We start from the raw sequence: 24,340 nt of genomic DNA, 5'->3' as shown, positions 1-24,340 counted from the left end.
ACGACGCCCGGGAGCGGGCCGAGCGGAGGCTGATCTCGCCCTGTGACCGGGAGTTTCCCTGTGCTGTGATGTGCGGCAGGTGAGGTGCTGGGCGCGGGTGCCCCGAGAGGGGGTTAGCGGCTGCCGCGGGTGGCAGCTCCGATCATGCGGGTGAGGCTGTCGCGGAGCCCGGTGAGCTCGTCGAGAGGGACGTCGAGGCGCTCGACGATCTGCGGGGGGACCTGCAGTGCCTGCTCGCGCAGCGCTCGTCCGGAGGGGGTCAGTGCGACGTCGAGGCGGCGCTCGTCATCGCTGCTGCGCGCGCGGGTGAGGTGGCCGCTCGCCTCCAGGCGCTTCACGAGCGGGCTGAGGGTGGCCGGTTCGAGGTGCAGGGCGGAGCCGAGGTCGGCGAGCGAGCGCGGGCTGCGCTCCCAGAGCGCGAGCATCACGAGGTACTGCGGATGCGTGAGTCCGAGCGGTTCGAGCACGGGTCGGTACAGGCCGATGACGGTGCGCGCCGCGACGGCGAGGGAGAAGCACACCTGGTTCTGGAGGGCGAGCGGGTCGGGTTCCACAACGACATCCTCTCATCGCGCACTGATGGTTAGTACACTAAGGATATGACGCGGAAAAAGACCGGCTCCCTCTACCAGCGCTTCAATGCGCGGCTGTTCCCCTGGCTTGGTCCGCCGCCGCTGGGCCCGTACAACCAGCCCGAGCAGGAGGCGTCGGCGGGCCGGGCCTGCCCGCTCTGCGGACGACCGATGTCCGAGCATGTGATCGACCGCTCGGGACCACGGACCCAGCTGTACTGCCCGAGCGACGCCTCCTGAGTCGCACGTCCCCGTTCGGGGGTCAGGAGCTTCGGGCGGTGGGGGCGGATGATGAGCGCATGTCCCGACTGAGCCCCACCGCCGCCCGCGTCGTCCAATACCGCCGATTCGGCGACGCGGATGTCCTCGAGATCGCCGAGGTCGAGCGGCCCAGGCCCGGAACGGGCGAGGTTCTCGTAGAGGTGCTCTCCGCCGGGGTGAACCACATGGAGGCGTTCATCCGACAGGGCCGGTTCGACTCCGCCCACTCCGCCGCCTTCCCGATGCGCCAGGGCACCGACTTCTCGGGGGTCGTCGTCGCCCTGGGCCAGGGCGTCACCGATCTCAAACTCCGCAGTAATGTGGTCGGCCACGCGCTCGTCGGCTCGCACGCCACCCACATCGTGGTGCCGCGCCGCAACCTCGTCGCCAAGCCCGCCTCCGTGAGCTGGGAGGTCGGCGGAGCACTGTTCCTCGCCGGAGTGACGGCCTGGCGCGCGCTCGAGGCCACGCACGTCGGACCCCACGACACCGTTGTCGTCTCCGCCGCGGCCGGAGGAGTGGGCAGCCTCGAGATCCAGCTCGCGAAGCTGCGCGGTGCGTCCGTGATCGGCACCTGCGGCGAGCGCAACTTCGACTACCTCCGCCAGATCGGCGTGAAGCCGGTGGTCTACGGCGACGGGATCGCCGAGCGCATCCGCGCCGCGGCGCGCGACGGAGTCACGGTGTTCCTCGATAACTTCGGCGGGGAGAACGACGCCCTGGCCGACGAGCTCGGCATCGCGGCGGGGCGCTTCCACTCCAGCGACGACCGCAAGGAGATCGAGCTGCGCGCCGTGTGGCCCGACGCCGAGACGGCCCAGCGCGACACCGAGATCCTGGGCGAGCTGGTCGGCCTCGTCGCCGAGCAGAAGCTGCGGGTGCTCGTGTCGGGCTTCTACCCCTTCGATCAGGTGCAGGACGCCTTCGACGACCTCGAGAAGCGGCACTCGCGGGGCAAGATCGTGCTCGGGATGAACCCAGTGGACCCGGCGAAGGTCACGAAGGCACGCGACATCCACGAGGCCGGGCGGTAACTGACGCTCGTCGCCGGGCCCGCCGGACGGCCACACTAGGGCCGTGGCGCCAGGACGCCCGGGAGGAGAGACGCGATGCAGGAGCCCGTCGTCGCGATCGTCTGGATCGTCTCGTTCGTGGTCGTGACCGTCCTGGTCACGGGACTGTCGGGGCGGGTGAACTGGTCCGCTCCCGTGGCGCTCGTCGCCGTCGGGGCTCTGGCCTCCTTCGTCCCCGGTATCCCGGAGGTGGTGGTCGAACCGGACGTGGTGCTGTTCGGGATCCTGCCGCCGCTGCTCTACGCGGCGGCGATCCGCACCTCCGTGCTCGATGTCCGCGCGCGTGGCGACAGCATCCTCCTGCTGTCGATCGGGCTTGTCGTCTTCACGGTCGCGGTCGTCGGCGCCGTTGCCTGGATGGTCGTCCCGGCGATCACGCTCGCCGCGGCCCTCGCGTTCGGCGCGATCGTGGCGCCCACGGACGCCGTGGCGGTCACGGCCATCGCGGGACGACTCCGCCTGCCGCGGCGCATGCTCACGGTGCTCGAGGGCGAGAGCCTCCTGAACGACGCGACTGCGCTGGTGGCGCTGAACGCCGCCCTTCTGGCGATCGTCAGCACGGTCACGCCGGGGCGCATCGCGCTCGACTTCGTGCTGGCAGTGGCTGTGGGCGGCGGGGTCGGCATCGGCATCGCCGTGCTGCTCGGCTTCGTGCGCAAGCAGGTGCAGTCGTCCGTCCTCGACACGAGCCTCTCGCTGGTGACGCCGTACGTCGCGTTCATCCCGGCGCAGCTGCTGCACGGTTCCGGGGTGCTCGCGGTCGTGGTCGCAGGCCTCTACCTGGGCTACCGGGCGCCGGTCATCCAGTCGGCGCAGGCGCGCATCGCGGAGTCGCTCAACTGGCGGACGATCCAGTTCCTGCTCGAGAACGCGGTGTTCCTCTTCATCGGGCTCAGCCTGTCGTCGGTGGTGCGGGCGACGGCCGACTCCGGGGTCGGGGTCTGGCAGACGGTCGGCATCGGCGCGGCCGTACTCGCGGCGCTGATCGGAAGCCGCGTGGCCTGGATGTGCCTGACCACGCTGCTCTTCCGTCACGGCCCGAACCGATTGCGGCAGCGAGGGTGGACCTGGCCGACCGCGATCGGTGTGTCCTTCGCGGGCATCCGCGGCGTGGTGACGCTCGCGGCCGCCTTCCTCCTGCCCGAGGAGACGCCGCAGCGCGCATTCCTGCAGTTCCTCGCCTTCGTCGTGGTGGCGGGGACGCTCGTCGAGGGTCTCGCGCTTCCGCGGCTCGTCCGAGCGCTGAAACTGCCGGCTCCGAACGAGATGCAGGAGCACGTGGAGAAGCAGATGCTGCTCGCGGAGGCGCAGGCGGCGGGTCTCTCGCGGCTCGACGAGGAGCCGCAGGACGGGGTCGAGGATCGGGTGCTCGACCGGCTGCGACGGAATGCGACGTTCCTCGCCGACGCGCTGCAGAATCCGCCGGAGGGCGAGGGCGTGGAGCCGCTGCCGCAGGCCTACAACCGGCTCCGGCGCGTGATGATTGCAGCCGAGAGGGAGGCGGTGCTGCGTGCGCGCGCGCAGGGGCGGTACCAGGAGCCGGCGGTGGTGAGTGCGCTGGCGTTCCTCGACGTGGAGGAGGAGGCGCTGGCGGTCGGGCGGCAGTAGGCGGGGACTTGGAGAGTTCCCCGCCTACCGCGCTGTCAGCCCAGGGTGGAGCGGACCGAGGCGCGCGCCTGCTCGAGCGCGGCGCGCAGAGCGTCGACGCTCGCGGTGGTCACAGAGCCGGTTGCGGAGGCGGTGCGCAGCTGCGCGCGCAGTTCGTCGCGGAACTCGGTGAGCAGCACTTCGGCGTCGCGCAGAGCGAGGCGCGAGGCGGTGCGCGCGTCGGGCTCAGGCTGCTCGGAGCCGCTCGGGCCGGAGGCGGTGTGCTCGGAGGCGGTGTGCTCGGAGCCGTTCGGGCCGGCCGCCGGGTCCTGCGGGCGCTGTTTCTCTGCGGAGTGCTCCGGACGGCGACCGGGTTCCCGAGCGTCGCGGGCGGCGCTGGCCAGGTCGGCGCGGAGGCTCTTCATCGCCTCCGCGACGCCGAGTCGTACCTCGTCGGCCAGCCGACGGACGGAGTCGGTGAGTTCCTCCTCGATGTCGCCCAGATCGGTCGCGCGGGCGGCGAGCTCGGCGCGGCCCGCATCGGTGATGGAGTAGACGGTCTTGCGGCCGTCCGCCTCCTTCGTGACGAGTCCCTCCTCCTCGAGCTTCGCCAGGCGCGGGTAAACGGTGCCGGCGCTGGGGGCGTAGGTGCCGCCGAAGCGCTCGCTGAGAGCCTGGATCAATTCGTAGCCGTGGCGCGGCGATTCGGCGAGGAGGTTGAGCAGGTAGAGGCGCAGGCGGCCGTGCGCGAAGACGGGGCTCACAGCGAGCCTCCGTCCATCGGGCGCTGACCGTCGGCGGGACCGGACTCGGGGGAGCCCCAGCCCTCGCCGACCGTGGCGGAGGCGGTGGTCTTCGATCGGCGGACGACGCTCACATCGCCCGAGACCGAGTTGGCGGCGACGTCGACCCACGCCGAGTCCAGGGAGCCGGTGGTCGAGGTGTAGCCCCGGCCGAAGGTGCCCTTGATGACGGAGCCGTCGAGCTGGAGCGCGCCCGAGACCGTGTTGATGCGGTAGCGGGCGCCGAGGCCCTCGTCGATGCGGACGGTGAGGTCGCCGCTGACGGTGTTGGCCTGGATCCGGTCGGGGGTGCCCTCGGCGTCGACGAAGACGCTGCCCGAGAGGCCGTCGACGGTGAAACGAGTGAGGTCGCCGGTCGCAGTGACGTCGCCGGAGACGGTGCGGGCGGTCACCCGGCCGGTGTGGCTGCGGACCGAGAGCTCGCCGTGGACGGTGTTCACCTCGATGTCGCCGTGCAGGCCGTCGAGGACGATGTCGCCGCCGACCGTCGAGACGCGTGCGTCGCTGTGCAGGCCGGAGACCAGGCCGTCGGCCGACACAGTGTCGAACGCCAAGGCGATGCCGCGGGGGACGAGCAGGCTGATATCGGCGCGATCGCCGCGTCGGCCGAGGCCTTTCACGACGTCCACGATCGTGTCCCAGCGCAGCTGGATGTGGTCGACCTCGAGGCGGTCGCCCTCCATCGAGACCTTGAGCGGGCGGCCGTTGACGCTGTGGACCTCCACGCGCGCCGTCGGTTCGTCGTGGGCGATGACGTCGACCTGGCCGCCGACGAGGGCGACCTTGACCGAGCGGACGACGTCGAGGTCGATGACCTTCGTCTCGCCCGACTGCACGAGCCATTTCTCGAGGGACATGAGCTCCTCCTCCTGCACCTGCGGTGCCTTGCGGAAACGCGATACATCGCGAGTTGGTGGTGTCACGATATATCTCGATCGGGACGCCTCGCAACAGGCCTCGGGCGGTTCTCAGGCTGCGGTGTCGGGTGCCCTCGTGCGTCGTCGAGGGGATGAGTGCTGGGCCTGGCCGTGGTAGACCGAGGGCATGGATCCCATCGCGGTACTGGAGGAGATCGCGGCGCTGCTGGAGCGGGAGAGGGCCTCGCGCTATCGGGCGAAGGCGTTTCGGCGCGCGGCCGCGGTACTGGAAGGCATGACCCCCGAGGAGCGGGACGACCTCGCTCGGGTGCGGAGGGAGTCCGGGATTGGAGACACGACCTTCTCGGTGATCGAGCAGACGCGGGCGGGCCGCGTACCCGAGTACCTCGCTGAGCTGCGCGCCTCCGCGCCGCCGCCCACCAGTGCGCTGCGGGGGCGGCTCCGCGGCGACCTGCACAGTCACAGCGAGTGGTCCGACGGGGCGACCCCCATTGTTGCGATGGCGGAGGCGGCTCGCGCCCTCGGCCACGAGTATCTGGCGCTCACTGATCACTCTCCCCGGCTGCGGGTCGCGCACGGTCTCAGTGCGCAGCGGCTGGAGGAACAGCTCCAGCATCTCGCGATGCTCGACACTGCGCCGCTGCGGCTGCTCAGCGGTATCGAGGTCGACGTGCTGGAGGACGGGGCGCTGGATCAGAGCGACGACCTGCTGCGCCGGCTCGACGTGGTTGTCGCGAGCGCCCACTCGAAGCTGCGGCTGCCCTCCCGCGAGATGACGGCTCGGCTGGTGGCGGCGGCCTCGGACCCACGGACCGATGTCCTGGGGCACGTCACCGGACGGTTGGTGGCGGGTGAGCGCGGCACCCGCCCGCCGTCGACCTTCGATGCCCGCGCCGTGTTCCGGGCCTGCGCCGATCAGGGGACCGCGGTCGAGATCAACGCTCGACCCGAGCGCGAGGATCCGCCGGACGAGCTGATCGCGCTCGCCCTCGAGGCGGGCTGCCTGTTCTCGATCGACAGCGACGCGCACGCGCCGGGCCAGCTCGGCCTGCTCGACTACGGCGCCGAGCGGGCGGAGCGCCTCGGGGTGCCGGAGGAGCGGATTGTGACCACCTGGCCGCTGGAGCGGCTCCTGGAGTGGACCCGCGGCTGACGCATCTCGCGCATCGCGCACACGAACTGCGAGCATCATCCCCTTGACAGGCGGCCGTATCGCGGGAGGGGTCCGGCCGCAAGAGGCGAAATCCCAGCTGCTCAGGCGGCATGCTCGATACCGGTCCGCTTCTCTGCGGCTGCTCGGGCGGTCTGGAGTGGCGTTCCGCCCCATCCTCCACAGCACTCTCCGCTCCAACAGACCAGGTGAAGCATGGCCACGCAGACCGCTCTTGACGCCGTGCGCGCCGCTCCCACTCTGCTTGAGGCGATCCGGTCGGCCGACGAGTTGACGATCGCCGCGGTGAGCGACGGCGGTGGTCGCGCCGTGCGCCTGCTCACCCGCGCGGCCCTGGACCCCTCCGATCAGCTCACCGCGATCGCGGCTGTCCACTCGCTCGCCCAGGTCTTCGACGAGGAGGCCGACCTCGCGCTGCTGATGCTGCTCGAGGACGAGCGGCCGTACCTCCGTGAGCACGCGGCCTGGGCGTTCGGTGGGCGGCTGCCCCGGCCCGCCGCACTCGGTCCGCTGCTGCGCCTGGTGCGCGACGGCGGTTTCTCGGGGATGCTCGCGCAGCGCACGGTCCTGCTCTGGGCCTCCTCGACCCCTTACCTCATCGCGGTGTCGCTCGAGGGAGCGCTGCTCGGTGAGCTCGAGGCGTCCGCCCGAGCGCGGTTCGTCGAGACGCTCGGGCTGGTGCCGGGAGCGATCGCAGAGCGCACCCTTGTGCACGTGGCCGCAGATCGAAGGGAGGGACCGCAGGCCCGAGCCGCTGCGACGGAGGCGCTCGGCGAGCGCGGATCCGACGACGCCGAGCTCCTGCTCACGCGCCTGGCGGAGGAGCAGGGGCCGATCGGGTCGGTTGCCCGACTCGCTCTGACCGACCTCGCTCCCGCTTCTGCCGGGACGGCCGGGCCGACGGTCGCCCAGCTCTTCGTCCACGCTGACATCGACGGGACCCTGACCCGGGTGGGCGCCGGCGACAACGGCGGCATCGCGACACTGCTCGTGCGGTTGGGCGACTCGCTCGTTGAGCAGGAGGGGATCGACCGGGTGCTCACGCTCTCGCGCGGGACCCCGGCTGAGGCGGAGCGTGCACTCGGCGAGCTGCCCGACGCCGGTCACGGGTTCGCTCCGGTGCCCTTCGTGGGGTCGCCTGTCGCAATGCCCCAGACCTGGAGCCGTCGCATCGCGGCGGAGCGCGGCATCCGGCGGATCCTGCGAGCGGCGGGACGGGTCGACGTGCTGCACCTGCGTATGGCCGATGTGGGGTCTCTCGCGGCGGCCGCGGTCGCGCGGGAGCTCGAGATCCCGGTCGTGTTCACCCTCGCTCCGGACCCGCACGCTCTGATGGCGGGGCTGGACGCGTCCGGCGCGCTCACCCGCGCAGACTTCGGCGAGCGCGACGTCGCCGAGCATTTCTGGTTCCGGGTGCGTCTCGTGCAGCGCCTGGCCGCAGACGCTGCGCACACAGTGCTCTTCCCGCGCGATGAGCTGGCGGCGACCATCCGAGAGCTGATCGGCGTCGACATCACCGCGCATCCGGAGCGGCACACGATCGTCCCCGAGGGGATCGACGTCGGCCTCGTCGAGCGCGGGGAGACGGCGGCGCGCGCTTCCGCCGCCGGTGAGACAGTCGCTCTGGACGAGGGCGGCGATTTGGCCTCGCTCGACGAGCTGCTGGCGACGCTTCCCGAGGACCGGCGCGGACTCCCGCTGCTGCTCAGCGTCGGGCGCCTGCACCGGGTGAAGGGGATGGCGGCGCTCGCCGAGGCGTGGGCGGCCGATTCGTCGCTCCGCGACCGCGCCAACCTGCTCCTCGTCGGCGGTGACCTCGCCGACCCGAGCCCCGACGAACGCGAGCAGCTCGACCGCATCGCCGCCGTCCCATCCGACGGCCTGCTCCTGGCCGGCCACCGCGCGAACGGGACGGTCGCACGGTGGCTCGGCGCGATCCGACACGGCCGGCCCGGTTTCTCGGCCGCGGGTGGGGCGTACGTCTGCGCGAGCGTGAAGGAGGAGTTCGGCATCGCCCTCCTCGAGGCGCTCTCCGCGGGCCTGGTCGTCGTCGCTCCGGCGACCGGTGGGCCCGCGACCTACGTCGAGGAGGGGGAGACCGGCTTCCTGGTCGACACCGCCGACTCCGCGGCGCTCGCCGCCGGCGCTGCCGCCGCACTCGATCTCGCGGGCGGGCCTCTCGGCGAACGCGCGGCGTCCCGCGGGCACGCGATGGTCGCCGAGCGCTACACGGTGCAGGCGATGGCGCACGCCCTCGCCGGCGTCTACGCGCATGCGACCGCGGACCAGGAGCATCCCCTCCGCTCACCGCTCGTCCTGGGGGCCTCGTGACCCTGCTGATCATCAGTCCCGATTACGCATCGCACCTGCTGCCGCTGGCGACCCTCGGCACGGCGTGGCAGGAGGCGGGCGAGCGCGTCGTCGTGGCGACGGGCGACGCGACGCGCTCGATCGTGGACAGCTTCGACTTCGAGCACATCGCGCTCCGGCTGGGGCGCGGGTCGAACCCGGGTACCATCCGCGCGGAGGAGCAGGTCCCCGATGAGGGAGCGTCCCTCCGCGGCTTCTTCGACGCCACACGACGCGGGATGGTGCCCACCCTCGCCTACCAGGCACGGGAGCGGCTCACTGATCTGCTCTGGGACCCGGCCGGAGTCGCCGCGCGGCTGCGGGTGATCCTCGACGAGGTACAGCCCGGAGCGATCGTGGTCGATCACCTCGCCTTTACGGCGCGGGTGGCGCTGCGTGGCCTCCGCGTGCCCTATGGGGACGTCGTGCTCGGTCACCCCAGCGCGCTCACCGTGCCCGGAGAGGTCTACGGATTCCCTCCGGTCTGGCCGGACGCCTTCGTTCCCGACCCGGACGACCTCGGTGCGCTGCGCGCACTCTGCGAGCAGGTGCGCGACTCCTTCACCGCCGAATGGAACGCCGCTCTCGCCGCCCTCGACCCGGGAGCGGCCCCCAGTGCCGACGCCTTCGCGGAGAGCGGCGACGTCCTGCTGCTGAACTACCCGAGCGAGCTCCACGACCCCGCTCGGACCGCTCAGCTGCCGCCGCACGCGTTCCTCGGCTCCGCCGTCCGCGAGGAACCCGAAGACGCGGAGGTCGAGGAGTGGCTCGCGGCGTCCGGGGATCCGATCGTCTACGTGAGCTTCGGCAGTTTCCTCTCGGTGCGTGACGACGTGCTGGCCCGGGTCGTCGAAGCCCTGGCGGGGGTTGAAGTCGGGGGCCGGCCCGTGCGGGTGGCGCTCGCCTCGGGTGCGACGGAGTTCTCGGCCCTCGGATCGGTCCCCGAGGGCTGGCTCGTGCGCGGCTTCCTCCCGCAGGTCGCTGTGCTCCGCCGGGCCGACCTCGCGATCAGTCACGGCGGCAACAACAGCGTCACCGAGGCGATGACCGCCGGCGTGCCGCTCGTGGTACTGCCGTTCTCGACCGACCAGTTCGCGGGGGCCGCCGCGCTCGAGGACGCCGGGTTCGCCGCCGTGCTCGACCCGAACGCGGCGACTGTGACGGAGCTCGCCGAGGCTGCTCGGCAGATGCTCGCACTCGACGCTGCCGTCCGCGCTCGACTGGCGGAGCTCGCCGATGGCCTCGCAGGAGAGACGGGGCCGCACCGCGCCCTCTCCGCCCTGAGCGGAGCGACGGTGCAGCGCTAGCCCGGGCCGATGGTCGAGCCGACGCCGAAGGGTGCGCCGTTGTGCGCAGAGCAGGACGTCGCCCGGGCCTGCTGGGTGCTGGACGCTCTCGGCCCGTTCGGGTGTTTCGACGGGATCGTCCCGCCGCTGTTCGAGGCGGCGGTGCGGATCCTGCACCCTTCCGGCAGGGACCCACGTGTGCGCTCGCGCGAGGTCGCCGAACGCGAGGGGACCGACCTGCATCCGCTGGCGCAGTGGAACTCGCTTGTCGGCGAGCACCTGGACGAGTGCTCGGCGCCCCGGCTCGGACTTCTTCCGCTCGACGAGCTCACGCTGATCGCCGAGGCCCTCGCCGCGCACACGGCGGCTCCGGGGGACTGCTTCGCCGTCCTCTGGGCGGGGTTCGGGACGCTGACCGGCGGGTCGGCGACCGTATTCTCCCGCTCGGGCGGATCGGACCGGTTGCCCGAGTGGAGGAGCGACACCCGCCCGACCGGCTGGGAGCACCCCGAGATTGCCGCCGCGGGGACAGTAGGGCTGCCCGGGCGCGACGGGCCTCTTCTGTCGCTGGACGTATGGGCTCTCGAAGACACTGGCTGGGCGCGCGTCTCGGGCTTCGCGGATGCCTCGGGGCTTTCCACGCGGACTCCGCTCGCCCTCTGGCCGGAGGACCGGGCGTGGTATCTCGCGAGCGAGGTCGACGTCGACTCGACGCTGGTCGGCGGCTCGCGGGCCCTCCTCGACGACCTGGTGCTCCTCTCCCGCACGGGGCGGATCGAGGCGCTCCTCCTGCCGCTCGAGGTGGACCTCACGAGCACTGGTGACGGCGTGAACCTGAGGCTGCGGGGACGGGGTGACTGACGACGACGAGCGCTGGCTGGTGGTGAAGGGCCGGCGGTGGCGGCGAACCGACCCCTCGCTTCCGAAGGATGTGGTCGCGGGGCTGACCTCACATCTTGGACGGGGCCGCTCAGCAGTGCGCTCGGCGAGGATGCACGACGACGCGGAAGCCGAGGCGCTGGCGCGGAGGCGGGTGGGTCTCGCGAAGCACGGACTCGGTGAGCGTGGACCGATCTGGTGGGACGAGCCCGAGGCCGATCGACTGGACCGCGCGCGGGAGGCGCTGAGGGCGCTCGAGGAGCTCGACGCTCCGGGGGACTGACTCGACTGCTGCATGTCACGAGCGTGCTCGGTCCGCGGGTGCCGGTGGGCGGGCCCTGGCTGATCGGGGGAGAGATGGGGGATCCGGCGGCTGTGGAGGAGTGGCGGCTTCGGCGCGGCTGGTGCGATTCGCAGGGGATTTCGACGGCGCCGACCGTTCCATGCGGCGTCGAGGGGTCCGCCCGCTGAAAAACCTGCGGATCGGACGTGTTCCTGCGGATCGGACGTGTTCCTGCGGATCGCGTGCGATATGCAGGGGATCGTGCGCGTGAAGAAGCAGGAAAGCGGACGGATCGACGATGGTGCGCGGATCCCCTGCGAATCGCACCTTCCCCTGCGAATCGCACGATCCCCTGCGAATCGCACCTCGCCCCGCTCACGTCACGCCCTCACCCCTCCGCCCCACCCCGCGAGCGGACGCGTCACCGGGTCGCGTGCCCCTGCGAGAAGGGCGGAACTCCCTCGAGCAGCGACCCCGCCAGTGAGAGCGCCCCACGCACGCCGGACTCGTCGCCGAGTGCCGGGCGCACGACGCGGATCCGCCCGCCGGCCGTCCCCGTCGCTCCGGGCGTGCCCATCAGCCGCTCGACCTCGGCTTCGATCGCGGGGACAAGCCCCGGCGTCTTCGACACCCCTCCGCCCACCACCGCGAGCCGCACGCCCGCGACGTAAGCGAGCGTTGTCACGAGCTGCGCGAGGTAGTAGGAGCTGAAGCGGAGGTTCGCGGCCGCCTGCTCGGCGCGGAGGCGGGAGCCGTCCATGCCCCAGCGGGCCGAGATCGCAGGACCGGCGACCAGGCCTTCGAGGCAGTCTCCGTGGAACGGGCAGGTGCCCGCGAAGCCGTCCTCGGGGTGTCGTCGGGGCAGCAGATGCGCGACCTCTGGCCAGCCGCTGCCGGCGAGGAGCCGCCCGCCCGCGATGACGCCTCCGCCGACTCCGGTGCCGACCGTGAGGTAGACGAAATCGCCGACTCCGACTCCCCAGCGCGCCTCCCCCAGTGCGGCTCCATTGACGTCGGTCACGAGTGCGAGCCGGGCGCCCGACGCTGCCGCGCCGAGGGGGCCGAGCACGTCCGTGCCCTCCCAGCCGAGCTTCGGGGTGGAGGTGAGGTGGCCGTAGGTCGGGGAGGAGGGGTCGATATCGAGCGGACCGAAGGAGGCGACGCCGATTGCGGCGACGGTGCCCGGGACTGCGTGACCGCCGACGAACCCGGCCAGGTCGGCGAGGGTCTCGTCGGGCCCGCGGGTGGGCAACGTCGTCGTCGCGAGGATCCGCTCGGGGTCGGCTGCCGTTGCGACCGCCGCCACGACCTTGGTCCCCCCGGTCTCGATGCCGACGAGGAGGGGACGGTCGGTCGTGTCGGTCATGGAACTCCGGGCTCGTGCGGTACGGCGGGGCCTCAGCAGGCGGTCAGCGATTGCACCTGCGCCGACAGCGTCAGGGGGCTACCGAGCAGGAGGACCTGATCGAGGTCGTGGCTCTGCATCTTCACACGGGTGGTGCGCGGGAGGCAGGTCGGCTCGCTGAGGTAGAGCGCTGCGCCCTGTCGCGCGGCGACAGGGCCGACGGCGAGGGCGTCGGCGAAGCCGGTCGCGGTGGCCAGGTAGACGGTGTCGGTCAGGTCGGAGGGCGGGAAGGCGTCGTTGAGCAGGCGGCTGGTGTCGTGCCGGTCGACGCCCGCGATGCGGGAGACCGTGTCAGCCAGCTTCGCGGCGCGCAGATCGGCTTCGACTCCGGTCGAGATCGACGGTGCACCGCCCAGCAGGCGCGCGGCGACGGGGTCGAGGCGGGCGAGGGAGTCGCGGGTCGCCTGGTCGAGCCGCGAGCGGGCGCCGTCGACGAGCAGTACAGGCTCCTCGCGGCGGCCGGCGATCGGCGCGACAGAGAGGGCGTCCGGGAAGCTGGTCCCCGTGGCGAGGAAGACGTCCGGGTAGCTGCCGGCCGGGAAGGCGTCCTCGACGATCCTGCGCGAGGTGTCGTAGCGGTCCGTTCCCGCGATGCGGTCGGTCCGGATCCCCAGGGCCGCGACCTGCTCGAACACCGCGTCGCTCACGGAGAGGGAGCTGCCGACCACGACGATCCGCTGCGGTGCCAGGCGGCGCAGCTCGGCCGCCACCACGTCGGGCAGGACGTTCGGATCGGTGAGCAGGAGCGCACCGCCCTGCTTGGCCGCGGCGGGACCGGCACTGAGCGCGTCCGGCCAGTTCGCTCCGCTGGCGAGGTAGACGACAGGCGCCGCATCCGTGAACGCGGAGGCGGTCACCGCGACCGCGGTGGCGTAGCGGTCTGTGCCGGCGAGCCGGGCGGTGTCGGAGGCGTAGGCGGACGGGAAGAAGTCGACGTCGCTGCATCCGCCCGGGGGAACGGAGACGACGGCGCGCTCGTCGAGGCGGGCCAGGCGGGAGAAGTACTGGTCGTCGTAGGCGGGGTAGCCCGGCTCGACGAGGCGCAGGAGGTAGTCACCGGCGGGCAGAGGGAGCTCGCCCGTACTCCAGGCGCGGGCGGCATCGGGGGCTCCCGTGGCCGGGATGGAGGCGAGGCGCGTGTACGTCCCGCCGTCGGCCCACCAGGCCTGCACGGTGAAGGCGGACGAGGAGACGCCCGCGATCGCGTCGGCGCTGACCGACCCGGACAGCGCGGCGGTGCGCGGGAGGGTGATGGTGAGGTCCCCGTCGGGCCCCTGGGTCGTCTTCGCGGAGTCGGCGATCGGAGTGTCGCCGTACCAGGTCGGGTACCAGTCGTCGCTGCCGATCAGGGTCGCGCGGAGGGTGAGGGGCTCGCCGCCCGGGACGGCGACGGAGAAGTCGGGGCCGGTCTCGACCAGTGCCACCTGCGCTCCGGCGGCGTCCTGGACGCGCAACTCGAAGCGCGGATCAGCGGGGGCAGGATGCTCCTCGTCGGCGTCGCGGAGCGCGACGGTGCCGGACAGGACGGCGTCGGCCGCCTCCTTCTGAACAGCGTTGGCGCCGGGGAGGTCGGCGACGGCGGGACCGGCGGCGAGGCCGACGAGCAGGAGAGCGGAGACGCCGATCGCGGCGAGGGAGCGTGCGGGCACGGCGGGCCTTTCGCAGAGTCCGCGGGAGGCCGCGGCGGACACGGTGTCTGAATGCTAGCCGCCGCCCACGGTCCGGCGGGGGGCTGAGTATCGGTGGGAGTAACCCCCATCCGGGGGTCTGACGAGGTTCGTGACCCCGCCGAGGAAGTCCGCACGAGCAGACTCCCCCCGACGGGTGTCCCTTCTACGTGGCGACCGCTGCCGTGGCGGCGGAGGAGCGCGTCGCCGTCGCATAGCCGGTCTTCTTGCCCGTGACGGTCACCGTGATCGTCTTCCCCACCGTGGCGCTGGTCGGCCTGTAGGTGGCGGCCGTCGCCCCGCTCAGGGCGGTTCCGTTCGCCTTCCACTGGTAGGTGAGGGTGACGGGGGAAGGGCCCCAGGTGCCGGGCTTGGCAGTGAGTGTCGAGCCGACCTTGGCGGTGCCGGTGACGCTTGGAGTCGCGGCGGAAAGGGTGCCGGCGACCACCGCGCCCGTGGCGGCGGAAGTCTTCGACGCGCCGGCGTATCCAGACTTCGACCCCGTGACTGCCACGGTGATCGCCTTGCCGATCGTCGCGCTGGTCGGAGTGTACGTTGCGGCCGTCGCTCCGCTCAGGGCGGTCCCGTTTGCCTTCCACTGGTAGGCGAGGGTGACGGGGGAGGGGCCCCAGGTGCCGGGCTTCGCGGTCAGGGTGGAGCCGACCTTCGCGGTGCCGGTGATCGTGGGTGTCGCCGAGGTGAGGGTGCCCGCGGTCACGGCCGCGGTTCCGGAGGAGACCCGCGTCGTCGAGACGTAGCCCGACTGGGAGCCCGCGACGGCGACCGTGATCACGGTGCCTGCGTCGGCCGGGACCGGACGGTACGTGCGGCCGGTCGCTCCGCTGATCGCGCTGCCGTTCGCGCGCCACTGGTAGGCGAGGGCGACGGGCGACGGCCCCCACGTTCCGGCGTTCGCCGTCAGGGTCGACCCGACCTTCGCAGTGCCGGTGATCGTCGGCGTCGCTGCGGTGAGGGCGGTGCCGCGCAGGGCGACCACGGTCGCTCCGGTCGGGCTCTCGCCTCCTGCGTTGACCGCGGCGACAGTGAGCGTGTCGGTGCCGCTCGGCGCGAGGTTGGTGAAGGTGAAGGAGCGCGTAGAGCCCGTGACTACGGTGGACCAGGGGCCGGATCCTGCGTTGTCGACGCCGTTGCGTGAGACGCGGTAGCCGGTGATCCCCGGATTTCCGGCCGAGACGGGCGGCGCCCAAGCGATCGTGGCGGTTCGCGCCGTGTCGTTCGTTGAACCAGTCACCCCTGTGGGCACGGATGGCGCGGAGTAAGGGTTCGCGACCTCGGTCGCGGTGGCGGGCAGGCTGCTGCCGACCGCGTTGATCGCCTGGACGGCGAAGGTGTAGGAGGTGTTTGGTCGGAGATTCGTGAAGGTCTGTGAGCGGCGATCGGCTGCAACGACGGTCGACCAGGGGCCGCTGCCGGACGCGTCGGTGCCGGTGCGAGCTACTCGGTAGCCAGTGATGTCGGTGCCGCCGTCGCTGGCTGGGTCGGTCCAGGTAATAGTAATCGAGTTTCCGGATGCCGAAGAGTAGATGCCACCCGGTGAATAAGGTGCGGAGGTTCCAGTGGTGAACTTCACGCACGTTTTCGGGGAGTCTAGACGAGTTAATTGCTCCCGATATCCATGAATCGCAGATGAGGACCAAACACAAAATTCGTAGCCCCGATTGCGCTCCAATGCCAGGTTCTGAGAGGTGGAATCGGCGGCGTAAACCGCATCATATCCGCGGTAGTCGTCGTAATCCTCATTGGGTCCGTATGTGTAGTCGGTGGTGGCATGATACTCGTCGAATGTGCAAACCAGACCGTTGACCGACGGCGCCGTCCACCGTGCCGAGGCAAGCGCAGTATTCGTGTCGACTGCGATCGTGAGATTGGATGGACTTGCTGCTGAGGCTGACCTCTCGACGTCGGCTGTCGCCGCCGGGCTCTGCGTATCGGACGGTACGAGCAATTCGCTCTCTTTCCCTCCTTCAAAAGGGGAGGAGAAGTCGGTCACGCTGACGACCTCGACGCCGATAGGGCTGCTGGAATCGCGGACCGCGATTGTCGCCGACGTGCCGCCTCTCACTTCGGACAGGGCCATCGTAAAGGTCTGATACAAGTAGTACTCGGGGTGAAAATAGGATTTTTCATACACGTGCACGCGGTACCCGGCAACGAATTGCTGGGGGGCGTCCCAAGACACCGTGATCGAGTCCGAGCAACCGTCTTGCAGGGCGACCACATTCGTCGGCGCGGCCGGCGACCCCGCGGCCTGAGCCGGAGTGGCGACGAAGAAGGAGAGGAGGAGAGCGAGCAGGAGCCAGACGCTAAGGGTCTTCGTGCGCATGAGTGTGCATCCAGCTTCGTCGCGGGGAGAAGGCCGACGATCGTCGGGCTGCAAGGATCGTCCCACCGGCTGGCGGACGTCCGTAGTCCCCCTTTTTGGGGTTCCGATCGCCCTCTGCCGCACGCGCGTCGCCGGGGGAACCTCGAACCGTCGAGGGAGCCCCCTCCAGCTGGTTCCCTCGACGGGCCGGGGTTCCCTCGATGGGCGGGGCGCTGCGTGAGAGGGGGTGTGGACGCATGATGTGTGCGTGCCACGGCGGAGAGTGAGGGATTGCGGCGTGTCACACTGGGCGGGAGCGTGCTCGCACCCCGCCGGGGCACGGAGCCACTGGACCCGGTCCGCTCATCCGCATCCTTTCGCAGGAGGACTCGAATGACCGATACCGCCGTGCTCCCCGAGGCACCCGCCCGAACCTCCGTCGCGAAGACGATCCTGATGTGCCGCCCCGAGCACTTCACCGTCGTCTACCGCATCAATCCGTGGATGGACCCGCAGGTGCCCACCGACACCTCCCTCGCCGTCCGGCAGTGGCAGACCCTCTACGACACCTACGTCGACCTCGGTTTCGCGATCGAGCTGATCGAGCCCGAGGCGGGCCTGCCGGACATGGTCTACGCCGCCAACGGTGGCTTCGTGATCGACGGCATCGCCTACGGTGCCTCCTTCACTTTCCCGGAGCGCCAGCCCGAGGGCCCGGCCTATATGGACTGGTTCCGTTCGGCCGGCTTCGACGTCCGCGTTCCGGAGGAGGTCAACGAGGGGGAGGGCGACTTCCTCCTCGTCGGAGAGCGGATCCTCGCGGGCACCGGCTTCCGCTCCGCCTCCGACTCGCACGCCGAGGTCGGCCGCGTGTTCGGTCGCGAGGTCGTCACGCTGGAGCTGGTGAATCCGTCGTTCTACCACCTCGATACCGCGATCGCCGTGCTCGATGACGCGACCATCGCCTACCTCCCGAGCGCGTTCAGCGAGGAGGGCAATCGCACCCTCCGCGAGCTCTACCCCGACGCGATCCTCGTCTCGGAGGAGGATGCCTCCGTCCTCGGCCTCAACTCCTTCTCGGACGGCCTGAACGTGGTCATCGCCGCCCGCGCTACCGGCTTCGAGCGCCAGCTGCGCGAGCGCGGGTACAACCCGATCGGCGTCGACCTGTCCGAGCTGCTGCTCGGTGGCGGCGGCGTGAAGTGCTGCACGCTCGAACTGCGCCGCTGACCCCCGGCCGGTGCCGCCCCTGCGCAGCGCCGGCCCACCCTCCACTGACTCCTGGAGAGTCGATCGTCCCCTCAGGAGGAACGACATGAGCATCACCGACACCACCACTGCACGCTCCGCCGCCCTCATCGCCGCGGAGGAGGAGCACGCCGCCCATAACTACCACCCGCTGCCCGTCGTCGCGGCCACCGGCGAGGGCGCCTGGATCATCGACGTCGAGGGCCGCCGCTACCTCGACTGCCTCGCCGCCTACTCCGCCGTGAACTTCGGCCACTCGCACCCGGTGCTCCTGGAGGCGGCCCGCGAGCAGCTCGGCCGCATCACCCTCACCAGCCGCGCATTCCACAACGACCGCCTCGGCCCGTTCGTCGCGGCGCTCGCCGCGCTCGCCGGCAAGGACATGGTCCTGCCGATGAACACGGGCGCGGAGGCGGTGGAGTCGGGCATCAAGGTCGCCCGCGCCTGGGGGTACCGGGTCAAGGGCGTCGCGCCGGGGCGGGCGAACATCGTCGTCGCGGCAGGCAACTTCCACGGCCGCACCACCACCATCATTTCGTTCAGCGACGACGCGGAGGCGCGCGACGGCTTCGCTCCGTTCACGCCCGGGTTTCGCACGGTCCCGTTCGGGGATGCCTCAGCCCTCGAGGCCGCGATCGACGAGGACACGGTGGCCGTGCTGATCGAGCCGATCCAGGGTGAGGCGGGCATCGTCGTGCCGCCCGCCGACTACCTGCCGGCTGTGCGCGAGATCACCTCGCGGCGGAATGTCCTCTTCATCGCGGACGAGATCCAGTCCGGCCTCGGCCGCACCGGCGCGACCTTCGCCTGCGACCTGGTTGGAGTCATCCCGGACGTCTACCTGCTCGGCAAGGCTCTCGGCGGCGGCATCGTCCCGGTGTCCGCCGTGGTGGCGAATGCCGACGTTCTCGGCGTCCTACAGCCCGGCCAGCACGGTTCGACCTTCGGCGGGAACCCGCTCGCCGCCGCCGTCGGCCTCGCGGTCGTCGAGATGCTCGCGACCGGCCACTACCAGGCCCTCGCCCGCGAGCGCGGCGCCCAGCTGCACGCGCGCCTCCAGGCGCTCATCGGTCGAGGAGTTGTCGCCGTCCGCGGCGCCGGACTGTGGGCCGGTATCGACATCGACCCGCAGCTCGCCACGGGCAGCGCCGTCTGCGAGGCCCTGATGGCCCGCGGAGTGCTGGCCAAGGACACGCACGGCTCGACGATCCGGCTGGCGCCGCCGCTGGTGGTCACCGCCGCTGAGGTCGACTTCGCCGTCGACGAGCTGGAGGCCGTGCTCGCGTCGCTGCGCTGAGCCGCGCCGGCCCTGCTCCGCGAGATGCCACTTGGGTACGCCTCTATCGGCGTGTCGCCCACTCAAGTGGCATCTCGCGGAGGTGGGGTCAGCGGGTGGCGCCGGCGACAGCGGACTCGGGGAGGGTGCTCATGGGGAGGGTGTACTCGCCCTTCAGCGCCGAGGTCCACACGGTGGCGGGGGCGACGGCGGCGAAGCTCGAGTTGAGCAGCGCCATCAGCGTGGTGTGCAGGGAGTGGGCGTCGACCGAGCCGGCATCGTTCGAGAGAGCGATGGCACCGGTGGCGTCAGAAAGGACCTCCGCTCGGAGCCCGTGCGTCTGGGCTTCGGCGGCCGAGGCGAGGATGCAGTTGTTGGTCATGTAGCCGACGAGGGTGATCGTGTCGACGTCGTGCTCGCGCAGCCAGTCGAGCAGGTCGGTCCCCGCGAAGACGCTGCCGAACTGCTTTGTCACGCTCTTCCAGGTGTCGGAGCGGCGCCGCTCGATCTCCGGGTGCAGCGCGAAGGACGGGCCGGCCGGGTCGAAAATCGGTGCTCCCTCGCCTGCGCTGTGCTGGACGACGGCGATCGGGAGGCCCGCTGCGGCGGCGGAGTCGAGGGCGGCGGCGATCCGCGGCAGCGACTGCGCGTGCGGCGGGTACTGGATTTCGAGCGGACCGCTGAAGTACTCCAGCTGCACGTCGACGAGGATCAGTGCGCGGCGCGGTGTGGTCATGAGGTGCTCCTCTCGGTGGCGGACGTCCCCGATCCTTGCGCCCGGGGCTGGGAGCGGCGGTCAGCCACCCGGCCCGCGACTCGGTCATGCTCGCGATCACTCCTCCGCTCGCGCCTCCTCCGGACGGCGCCCGGACTGCTCAGCGCCAGCCGCCGTCTCGGGCGCGACCACCACAACGGCCGAGCCGTCCGATCTCGGGTCGCTGGCGGCGTCCCACCCCTGCTCTGTTGCCACGATCACGTTGCTGTGCCCAAGAAGCTCGTCGCGGGGCGGGACGACACGGAGCGGGAAACCTGCATCGGCGAGAGCATCACGGGCGGTGCGCGGAACGTCCGCTTCGATCGTTACGGTCTCCTCCACATCGCCATCGTCCTGAATGCCGACGACCCACCGCGGTGCAGAAGTCGCTTCGAGTGCGGAGGATCCGGCGACAAGGCGCAGAAGAAGGTGCGTATGGATCTGAGCCTGCGCCTGACCGCCCATCGTCGCACCGGCGTAGGCGAGAGCGCCGCTTCGCTCGACCAGCACGGGCATCAGCGTGTGCGGTGGTCGGCGCGAGGGGGCGTAGGCGGCGGGATGTCGCGGGTCCAGGGAGAACGAGGTGCCGCGGTTATGGAACAGGATCCCCGTCTCCGGCTCGAGGACGCACGCGCCGAACGCCCAGAACACCGACTGGACGAGGGAGACCGCCCACCCGTCGTCGTCGACCGCGACCAGTCCGACGGTGTCGCCCGTCGCCGGCGCGATCGCGGTCGCGGGCAGGGACGCCGGCTCCGGCATGGCGATCAGCGCGTCGGCGTCGTGATGGGCCGTGTCGGGGTCGGAGAGCCATCGGCGGCGGACGCTGTTGCTCGCATAGAAGGTCCGCGCGAGCAGACCCGCATCCGCGCCGAGCGGGTCGGGCCAGGCTGCGGACGCGGCGGTCACCGCGTTGCGCAGGAAGGCGAAGCCCTGCGAATTGGGGCGGCCCGTGTGCAGGTCGAGGCCGAAGACGCGTCGTGTGAGCGCTCCGGAGACCGTCGGGCGGTACTCGGCGGCGTCGTCCTCGGTCAGCGCCGACCCGAGCGCACGCAGTCCGGCGATCCAGCGCGCGGCGAGGGGGCCGCGGTAGAAAGCCGAGGTGCCCTGCTCCTGCAGGGTCTCGAGCGTGCGGGCGAGCTGCGGCTGGCGCAGAGTGTCGCCTTCGACGAGGCCCCGGCCGTCAGGGAGGAAGAGGGCGGCGCAACCGGGGTCGGCCGCCAGAGCATCGCGGTCCACGCGGATCGCCGCACCGACCGAGCGGGAGACGGGAGCGGACTCCGCCCAGGTCCGCGCGGGCTCGAGCAGCTCGCCCAGGGGGAGTCGCGCGCCCGCGTCGTGCAGCACGCCCCAACCGGCGACGCCGCCGGGCAGGGTGACCGTGTCGATGCCGCGGGAGGGGAGCTGGTTCTCGTAGCGCGCGCGCATCGTCTCGAGACTGCTTCCGCGCGCGGAGGTCCCCGTTGCGTTGATGAAACGGATGCGGCCGTCGGGGCTGCGGACGAGGGCGACGAGGTCGCCGCCGAGCGCGACGTTGTTCGGATACACGACGCACAGCGCCGCCGCGGCGGCAATGGCCGCGTCGACCGCGGAACCGCCGGCGCGTAGTGCGCGCTCGCCGGCGGAGGTCGCCAGGTAGTGCGACGTCGAGACGGCCCCGCTCATGCTTCGTCCGTCGAGACGGCCGGGCGCTCGGCTGAGGCGAGCAGGATCTGCTCGAACACGGTTCGGACGTGCTGACGCGCGGCTTCCTCCGCGAGTGCACTGTCCTTCTGAGCGATGGCCTCGTAGATCCGGCGATGTCCGTCGTTCGAGGTGCGCAGCCGCGCGACCGACTGCAGGGTGCTGCGCCGGCTGGGCGCGATCCGGGTCGAGATGAGGTCGGTCAGCTGAGCCATGAGCGGGTTGTGGGTGTAGACCGAAATCGTCTGGTGGAACAGTCGATCCAGTTCGGAATACCGGCGATGTCGACGTGGTGGGACTCGACGCAGGGGCGCATCCACGCCCGCGTGATCGAGAACATCGCAGGTCGGACCCTCATGGGGTCCGGCTACCTCTCGCCGGCCGCGGTCGAGGGGATGGGTGCGCTCTCCGGCGCGGTGAGCATGTCACTGGCCGACTTCACTCACCCGGCGAGCGGTCGGGTGCTGCAGTGGGACCTCCGACACTCAGGTCGGGTCATCGATACCCTCCTCCCTGCCGAGCCCGACACCGACGTGCGCGCGATCGTGCAGCGTGCGGCCGCCGCTGCCCGCGCGGCCCTCGCGCCGGTGCAGGACTCGCTTCCCCTCCGGGCCGGGCACTTCGACGTCACCGACGACAACGTCCTCTGTGCCGACGGGGCGCGCGTGCCCGACGCCGTCATCGACTTCGGCGATGTGTGCTCCTCGTGGCGCGTCGCCGAGATCGCGACAACCGTCTCCTCCGTGCTCCACCACGACGGTGCGTCACCCGAGACCGCTCTGCCCGCCATCCGAGCCTTCGATCGTCTGCGCGAGCTCGGCGATGACGAGATCACAGCGCTCTGGCCCCTCGTCATCCTTCGGGGCGCTGTGCTTGTCCTCAGCGGTCGCGCCCAGGTACGCCTCGACGACGAGAACGACTACGCCGCCGTCGCACTCGATCGCGAGTTCCGCATCCTGGTGCAAGCGGTCTCCGTCCCGATCGCCGTCATCACCGCCGCCACCCGAGCCGCTCTGGGCCGCCCGCCCGCAGACGAGCCGACGTGGGCGGGTGCGGGTGTCCTGGCAGGAGCCTCCCCGCACGTCGAGCTCGATGCGACCACCGAGTCACCGCTGAACGACGCGGGCGCGTGGCTCGACGCCTCGACGCTCGACGGGGCGGCCCTCGCCGCACTCGACCGGGGAGCGGCCACGGTGACGGTTCCCGCGTGGCGAGCCCAGCTCACCGGAACGACCAACCCGCTGCCCTCGACCTCCGACTCGGTGCCGACCGGTGTGACCGTCTGGCTCGCGGAGAGCGTCTCCCTCTCCTCCGCTGACACACATCGCGACGGCGACAGCGTGGTCTGGTCCTCCGGCGGGGAGAGGGTGACGATCACCGGGGACATCGACCCGGCCTCCGTCGTCCTGCCCGCTCGCACGCGCCTGGTTCTGCGTCGCGGCGTCGACGGGATGACCCCGCCGGAGCGCGTCACTCCCGCTCTCGCCGCCGCGTGGCGAGAGGCCGCCGGAGACCCGGGTGCCGCCGTCGGCATCCCGGCCGCAGCCCCCGTGGCCGATGACGTGCTCGCGAGACGGCACGCCGTGCTCGCAGACGTGCAGGAGCACTACTACGCCGCGCCCCCGCGCATGGAGCGCGGCTGGCGCGAGCATCTGATCGACGTCGACGGGCGTGTCTACCTCGACATGGTCAACAACGTCGCTTCGGTGGGTCACGCTCATCCCCACGTGGTCGAAGCCGGCTCGCGGCAGATGCACCTGCTGAACACGAACTCGCGTTTCCACTACCGCGCGATCGCAGACTACGCCGACCGGATCACGGCGACTCTGCCCGACGGCTTCGACACCGTGTTCTTCGTGAACTCCGGGTCGGAGGCCACCGACCTCGCGATCCGCCTGGCCCTGGCGGCGACCGGACGCTCCGACCTCGTCGCGATGCGCGAGGCCTACCACGGGTGGACCTACGCCAGCGACGCGGTGTCCACCTCCATCGCCGACAACCCGAACGCGCTCGCGTCGCGTCCCGACTGGGTGCACACCGTCGACGCTGCGAACTCCTACCGCGGGGTGCACCGTGGGGCGGATGCCGTGAAGTACGCGCCCGAAGCCGTCGCGGTCATCGACGGACTCGCGGCGGCCGGTCGACCTCTTGCGGGGATGATCGCGGAGACCTTCTTCGGCAACGCCGGCGGGGTAGCCCTGCCCGACGGGTATCTCACCGAGGTGTACGCCGCGATCCGCCGCCACGGCGGACTCGCGATCGCCGACGAGGTGCAGGTCGGCTACGGCCGGCTCGGCGAGTGGTTCTGGGGCTTCCAGCAGCAGAGCGCCGTGCCTGACATCGTCGCCGTCGCCAAATCCATCGGCGGTGGGCACCCACTCGGTGCCGTCATCACGAGCCGCGAGATCGCCGACCGCTACCGCACCGGCGGGTACTTCTTCTCCTCCACCGGAGGGTCCCCGGTCTCGGCCGTCATCGGCATGGCCGTGCTCGACGTCATCGAGCAGGAAGAGCTGCAGGAGAACGCGCGCGTCGTCGGCCGCCACCTCAAGGGGCGCCTCGAAGAGCTCCGCGGCAAGCACGACATCATCGGCACCGTGCACGGTGCGGGCCTGTACCTCGGCGTCGAATTCGTTCGCGACCGCGAGACACTCCAGCCCGCGACCACGGAGACAGCCGCGATCTGCGACCGTCTCCTCGAGCTCGGCGTGATCATGCAACCCACCGGCGACTACCAGAACGTCCTCAAAATCAAGCCGCCTCTCGTGATCACGCGCGCCTCGGCCGACGTCTTCGTCGACGCCCTCGACCGCACCCTCACCACCGGCTACTGACCCACCCC

General features: G+C 71.3%; 20 protein-coding genes. 11 read left to right on the top strand and 9 right to left on the bottom strand.

Features of this window, described 5'->3' with window-relative positions; translation table 11 throughout:
* Positions 1 to 113 precede the first annotated feature (113 nt).
* The gene (locus A6122_RS13520) at positions 114 to 554 is read right to left on the bottom strand and encodes a MarR family winged helix-turn-helix transcriptional regulator (protein ID WP_068255918.1); all 441 of its coding nucleotides are present in this window, start codon (positions 552 to 554) and stop codon (positions 114 to 116) included.
* Between the two features lie 45 nt (positions 555 to 599).
* Here A6122_RS13520 and A6122_RS13515 point away from each other — a divergent pair, with 45 nt between their 5' ends.
* The 3 genes from A6122_RS13515 to A6122_RS13505 all read left to right on the top strand — a co-directional run bounded on the left by A6122_RS13515 (position 600) and on the right by A6122_RS13505 (position 3,514).
* Positions 600 to 812 carry a hypothetical protein gene (locus tag A6122_RS13515; protein ID WP_068255916.1) on the top strand — a complete coding sequence of 71 codons (213 nt, stop codon included), beginning with the start codon at positions 600 to 602 and terminating at the stop codon, positions 810 to 812.
* Positions 813 to 871: 59 nt separating this feature from the next.
* Positions 872 to 1,867 (top strand): NADP-dependent oxidoreductase, encoded by a 996-nt coding sequence (locus tag A6122_RS13510; RefSeq protein ID WP_068255915.1) that lies wholly within the window; start codon positions 872 to 874, stop codon positions 1,865 to 1,867.
* Between the two features lie 75 nt (positions 1,868 to 1,942).
* Positions 1,943 to 3,514, top strand: coding sequence for a cation:proton antiporter (locus A6122_RS13505; RefSeq protein WP_068255913.1), 1,572 nt, complete (start codon positions 1,943 to 1,945; stop codon positions 3,512 to 3,514).
* A 35-nt stretch (positions 3,515 to 3,549) separates the two neighbouring features.
* Here the strand turns inward: A6122_RS13505 and A6122_RS13500 are convergent, their stop codons facing one another.
* On the bottom strand, positions 3,550 to 4,257 hold the full coding sequence (locus tag A6122_RS13500; RefSeq protein ID WP_068255910.1) for a PadR family transcriptional regulator: 708 nt from the start codon (positions 4,255 to 4,257) through the stop codon (positions 3,550 to 3,552).
* Positions 4,254 to 5,153: a DUF4097 family beta strand repeat-containing protein gene (locus A6122_RS13495; RefSeq protein ID WP_068255909.1), complete on the bottom strand. Its 900-nt coding sequence runs from the start codon at positions 5,151 to 5,153 to the stop codon at positions 4,254 to 4,256. The genes A6122_RS13500 and A6122_RS13495 overlap by 4 nt, the downstream gene beginning before the upstream one ends.
* A gap of 187 nt (positions 5,154 to 5,340) precedes the next feature.
* Here A6122_RS13495 and A6122_RS13490 point away from each other — a divergent pair, with 187 nt between their 5' ends.
* From A6122_RS13490 to A6122_RS13470, 5 genes are all read left to right on the top strand, one after another.
* The gene (locus A6122_RS13490; RefSeq protein WP_068255907.1) at positions 5,341 to 6,327 is read left to right on the top strand and encodes a PHP domain-containing protein; all 987 of its coding nucleotides are present in this window, start codon (positions 5,341 to 5,343) and stop codon (positions 6,325 to 6,327) included.
* 213 nt (positions 6,328 to 6,540) lie between these two features.
* Complete coding sequence (locus A6122_RS13485) at positions 6,541 to 8,676, top strand: glycosyltransferase (RefSeq protein WP_068255905.1); 2,136 nt, start codon at positions 6,541 to 6,543, stop codon at positions 8,674 to 8,676.
* Entirely contained in the window at positions 8,673 to 10,001 is a 1,329-nt protein-coding gene (locus A6122_RS13480) for a nucleotide disphospho-sugar-binding domain-containing protein (RefSeq protein WP_068255902.1), read from the top strand. The genes A6122_RS13485 and A6122_RS13480 overlap by 4 nt, the downstream gene beginning before the upstream one ends.
* A 9-nt stretch (positions 10,002 to 10,010) precedes the next feature.
* A complete protein-coding gene (locus A6122_RS13475) occupies positions 10,011 to 10,841 on the top strand; it encodes a hypothetical protein (RefSeq protein WP_068255899.1) in 831 nt (276 codons plus the stop codon).
* Positions 10,834 to 11,142, top strand: a complete 309-nt coding sequence (locus tag A6122_RS13470) for a biopolymer transporter Tol (RefSeq protein ID WP_068255896.1) — start codon at positions 10,834 to 10,836, stop codon at positions 11,140 to 11,142. Before A6122_RS13475 ends, A6122_RS13470 begins: the two co-directional genes overlap by 8 nt.
* 421 nt (positions 11,143 to 11,563) lie before the next feature.
* On the opposite strand, the gene A6122_RS13465 is transcribed toward A6122_RS13470, so the two are convergent.
* From A6122_RS13465 to A6122_RS13455, 3 genes are all read right to left on the bottom strand, one after another.
* The gene (locus A6122_RS13465; RefSeq protein ID WP_068255894.1) at positions 11,564 to 12,508 is read right to left on the bottom strand and encodes an ROK family protein; all 945 of its coding nucleotides are present in this window, start codon (positions 12,506 to 12,508) and stop codon (positions 11,564 to 11,566) included.
* A gap of 32 nt (positions 12,509 to 12,540) precedes the next feature.
* A complete protein-coding gene (locus A6122_RS13460; protein ID WP_068255891.1) occupies positions 12,541 to 14,196 on the bottom strand; it encodes a cell wall-binding repeat-containing protein in 1,656 nt (551 codons plus the stop codon).
* A 184-nt stretch (positions 14,197 to 14,380) separates the two neighbouring features.
* Positions 14,381 to 15,805: a fibronectin type III domain-containing protein gene (locus A6122_RS13455; protein ID WP_068255889.1), complete on the bottom strand. Its 1,425-nt coding sequence runs from the start codon at positions 15,803 to 15,805 to the stop codon at positions 14,381 to 14,383.
* A gap of 1,125 nt (positions 15,806 to 16,930) precedes the next feature.
* On the opposite strand from A6122_RS13455, the gene ddaH reads away from it, so the two are divergent.
* Positions 16,931 to 17,767 carry a dimethylargininase gene (gene ddaH, locus A6122_RS13450; protein ID WP_068255887.1) on the top strand — a complete coding sequence of 279 codons (837 nt, stop codon included), beginning with the start codon at positions 16,931 to 16,933 and terminating at the stop codon, positions 17,765 to 17,767.
* 85 nt (positions 17,768 to 17,852) lie between these two features.
* A complete protein-coding gene (rocD, locus tag A6122_RS13445) occupies positions 17,853 to 19,082 on the top strand; it encodes an ornithine--oxo-acid transaminase (protein ID WP_068255885.1) in 1,230 nt (409 codons plus the stop codon).
* Between the two features lie 88 nt (positions 19,083 to 19,170).
* On the opposite strand, the gene A6122_RS13440 is transcribed toward rocD, so the two are convergent.
* The 3 genes from A6122_RS13440 to A6122_RS17035 form a co-directional block, all read right to left on the bottom strand.
* Positions 19,171 to 19,797, bottom strand: coding sequence for an isochorismatase family protein (locus A6122_RS13440; protein WP_068255882.1), 627 nt, complete (start codon positions 19,795 to 19,797; stop codon positions 19,171 to 19,173).
* Positions 19,798 to 19,893: 96 nt separating this feature from the next.
* A complete protein-coding gene (locus A6122_RS13435) occupies positions 19,894 to 21,480 on the bottom strand; it encodes a gamma-glutamyltransferase family protein (protein ID WP_068255881.1) in 1,587 nt (528 codons plus the stop codon).
* A complete protein-coding gene (locus A6122_RS17035; RefSeq protein ID WP_237358194.1) occupies positions 21,477 to 21,818 on the bottom strand; it encodes a FadR/GntR family transcriptional regulator in 342 nt (113 codons plus the stop codon). Before A6122_RS17035 ends, A6122_RS13435 begins: the two co-directional genes overlap by 4 nt.
* On the opposite strand from A6122_RS17035, the gene A6122_RS13425 reads away from it, so the two are divergent.
* Positions 21,747 to 24,332: an aminotransferase gene (locus tag A6122_RS13425; protein WP_068255879.1), complete on the top strand. Its 2,586-nt coding sequence runs from the start codon at positions 21,747 to 21,749 to the stop codon at positions 24,330 to 24,332. The two genes, A6122_RS17035 and A6122_RS13425, sit on opposite strands and share 72 nt — an antisense overlap.
* Positions 24,333 to 24,340: the final 8 nt, after the last annotated feature.

It is taken from the genome of Rathayibacter tritici (assembly GCF_001641005.1).
Taxonomy (GTDB): Bacteria; Actinomycetota; Actinomycetes; order Actinomycetales; family Microbacteriaceae; genus Rathayibacter; species Rathayibacter tritici.
Note: the sequence above shows the minus strand (reverse complement) of the source record. Positions and strands in the feature narration are given on the sequence as shown.

Excerpts from the sequence above, each read along its gene's own strand:
- A6122_RS13465 (WP_068255894.1), bottom strand. The coding sequence starts at position 12,508 with ATGACCGACACGACCGACCGTCCCCTCCTCGTCGGCATCGAGACCGGG.
- A6122_RS13495 (WP_068255909.1), bottom strand. The coding sequence starts at position 5,153 with ATGTCCCTCGAGAAATGGCTCGTGCAGTCGGGCGAGACGAAGGTCATC.
- A6122_RS13485 (WP_068255905.1), top strand. The coding sequence starts at position 6,541 with ATGGCCACGCAGACCGCTCTTGACGCCGTGCGCGCCGCTCCCACTCTG.
- rocD (WP_068255885.1), top strand. The coding sequence starts at position 17,853 with ATGAGCATCACCGACACCACCACTGCACGCTCCGCCGCCCTCATCGCC.
- A6122_RS13515 (WP_068255916.1), top strand. The coding sequence starts at position 600 with ATGACGCGGAAAAAGACCGGCTCCCTCTACCAGCGCTTCAATGCGCGG.
- A6122_RS13490 (WP_068255907.1), top strand. The coding sequence starts at position 5,341 with ATGGATCCCATCGCGGTACTGGAGGAGATCGCGGCGCTGCTGGAGCGG.
- A6122_RS13435 (WP_068255881.1), bottom strand. The coding sequence starts at position 21,480 with ATGAGCGGGGCCGTCTCGACGTCGCACTACCTGGCGACCTCCGCCGGC.
- ddaH (WP_068255887.1), top strand. The coding sequence starts at position 16,931 with ATGACCGATACCGCCGTGCTCCCCGAGGCACCCGCCCGAACCTCCGTC.
- A6122_RS13505 (WP_068255913.1), top strand. The coding sequence starts at position 1,943 with ATGCAGGAGCCCGTCGTCGCGATCGTCTGGATCGTCTCGTTCGTGGTC.
- A6122_RS13475 (WP_068255899.1), top strand. The coding sequence starts at position 10,011 with ATGGTCGAGCCGACGCCGAAGGGTGCGCCGTTGTGCGCAGAGCAGGAC.
- A6122_RS13510 (WP_068255915.1), top strand. The coding sequence starts at position 872 with ATGTCCCGACTGAGCCCCACCGCCGCCCGCGTCGTCCAATACCGCCGA.
- A6122_RS13440 (WP_068255882.1), bottom strand. The coding sequence starts at position 19,797 with ATGACCACACCGCGCCGCGCACTGATCCTCGTCGACGTGCAGCTGGAG.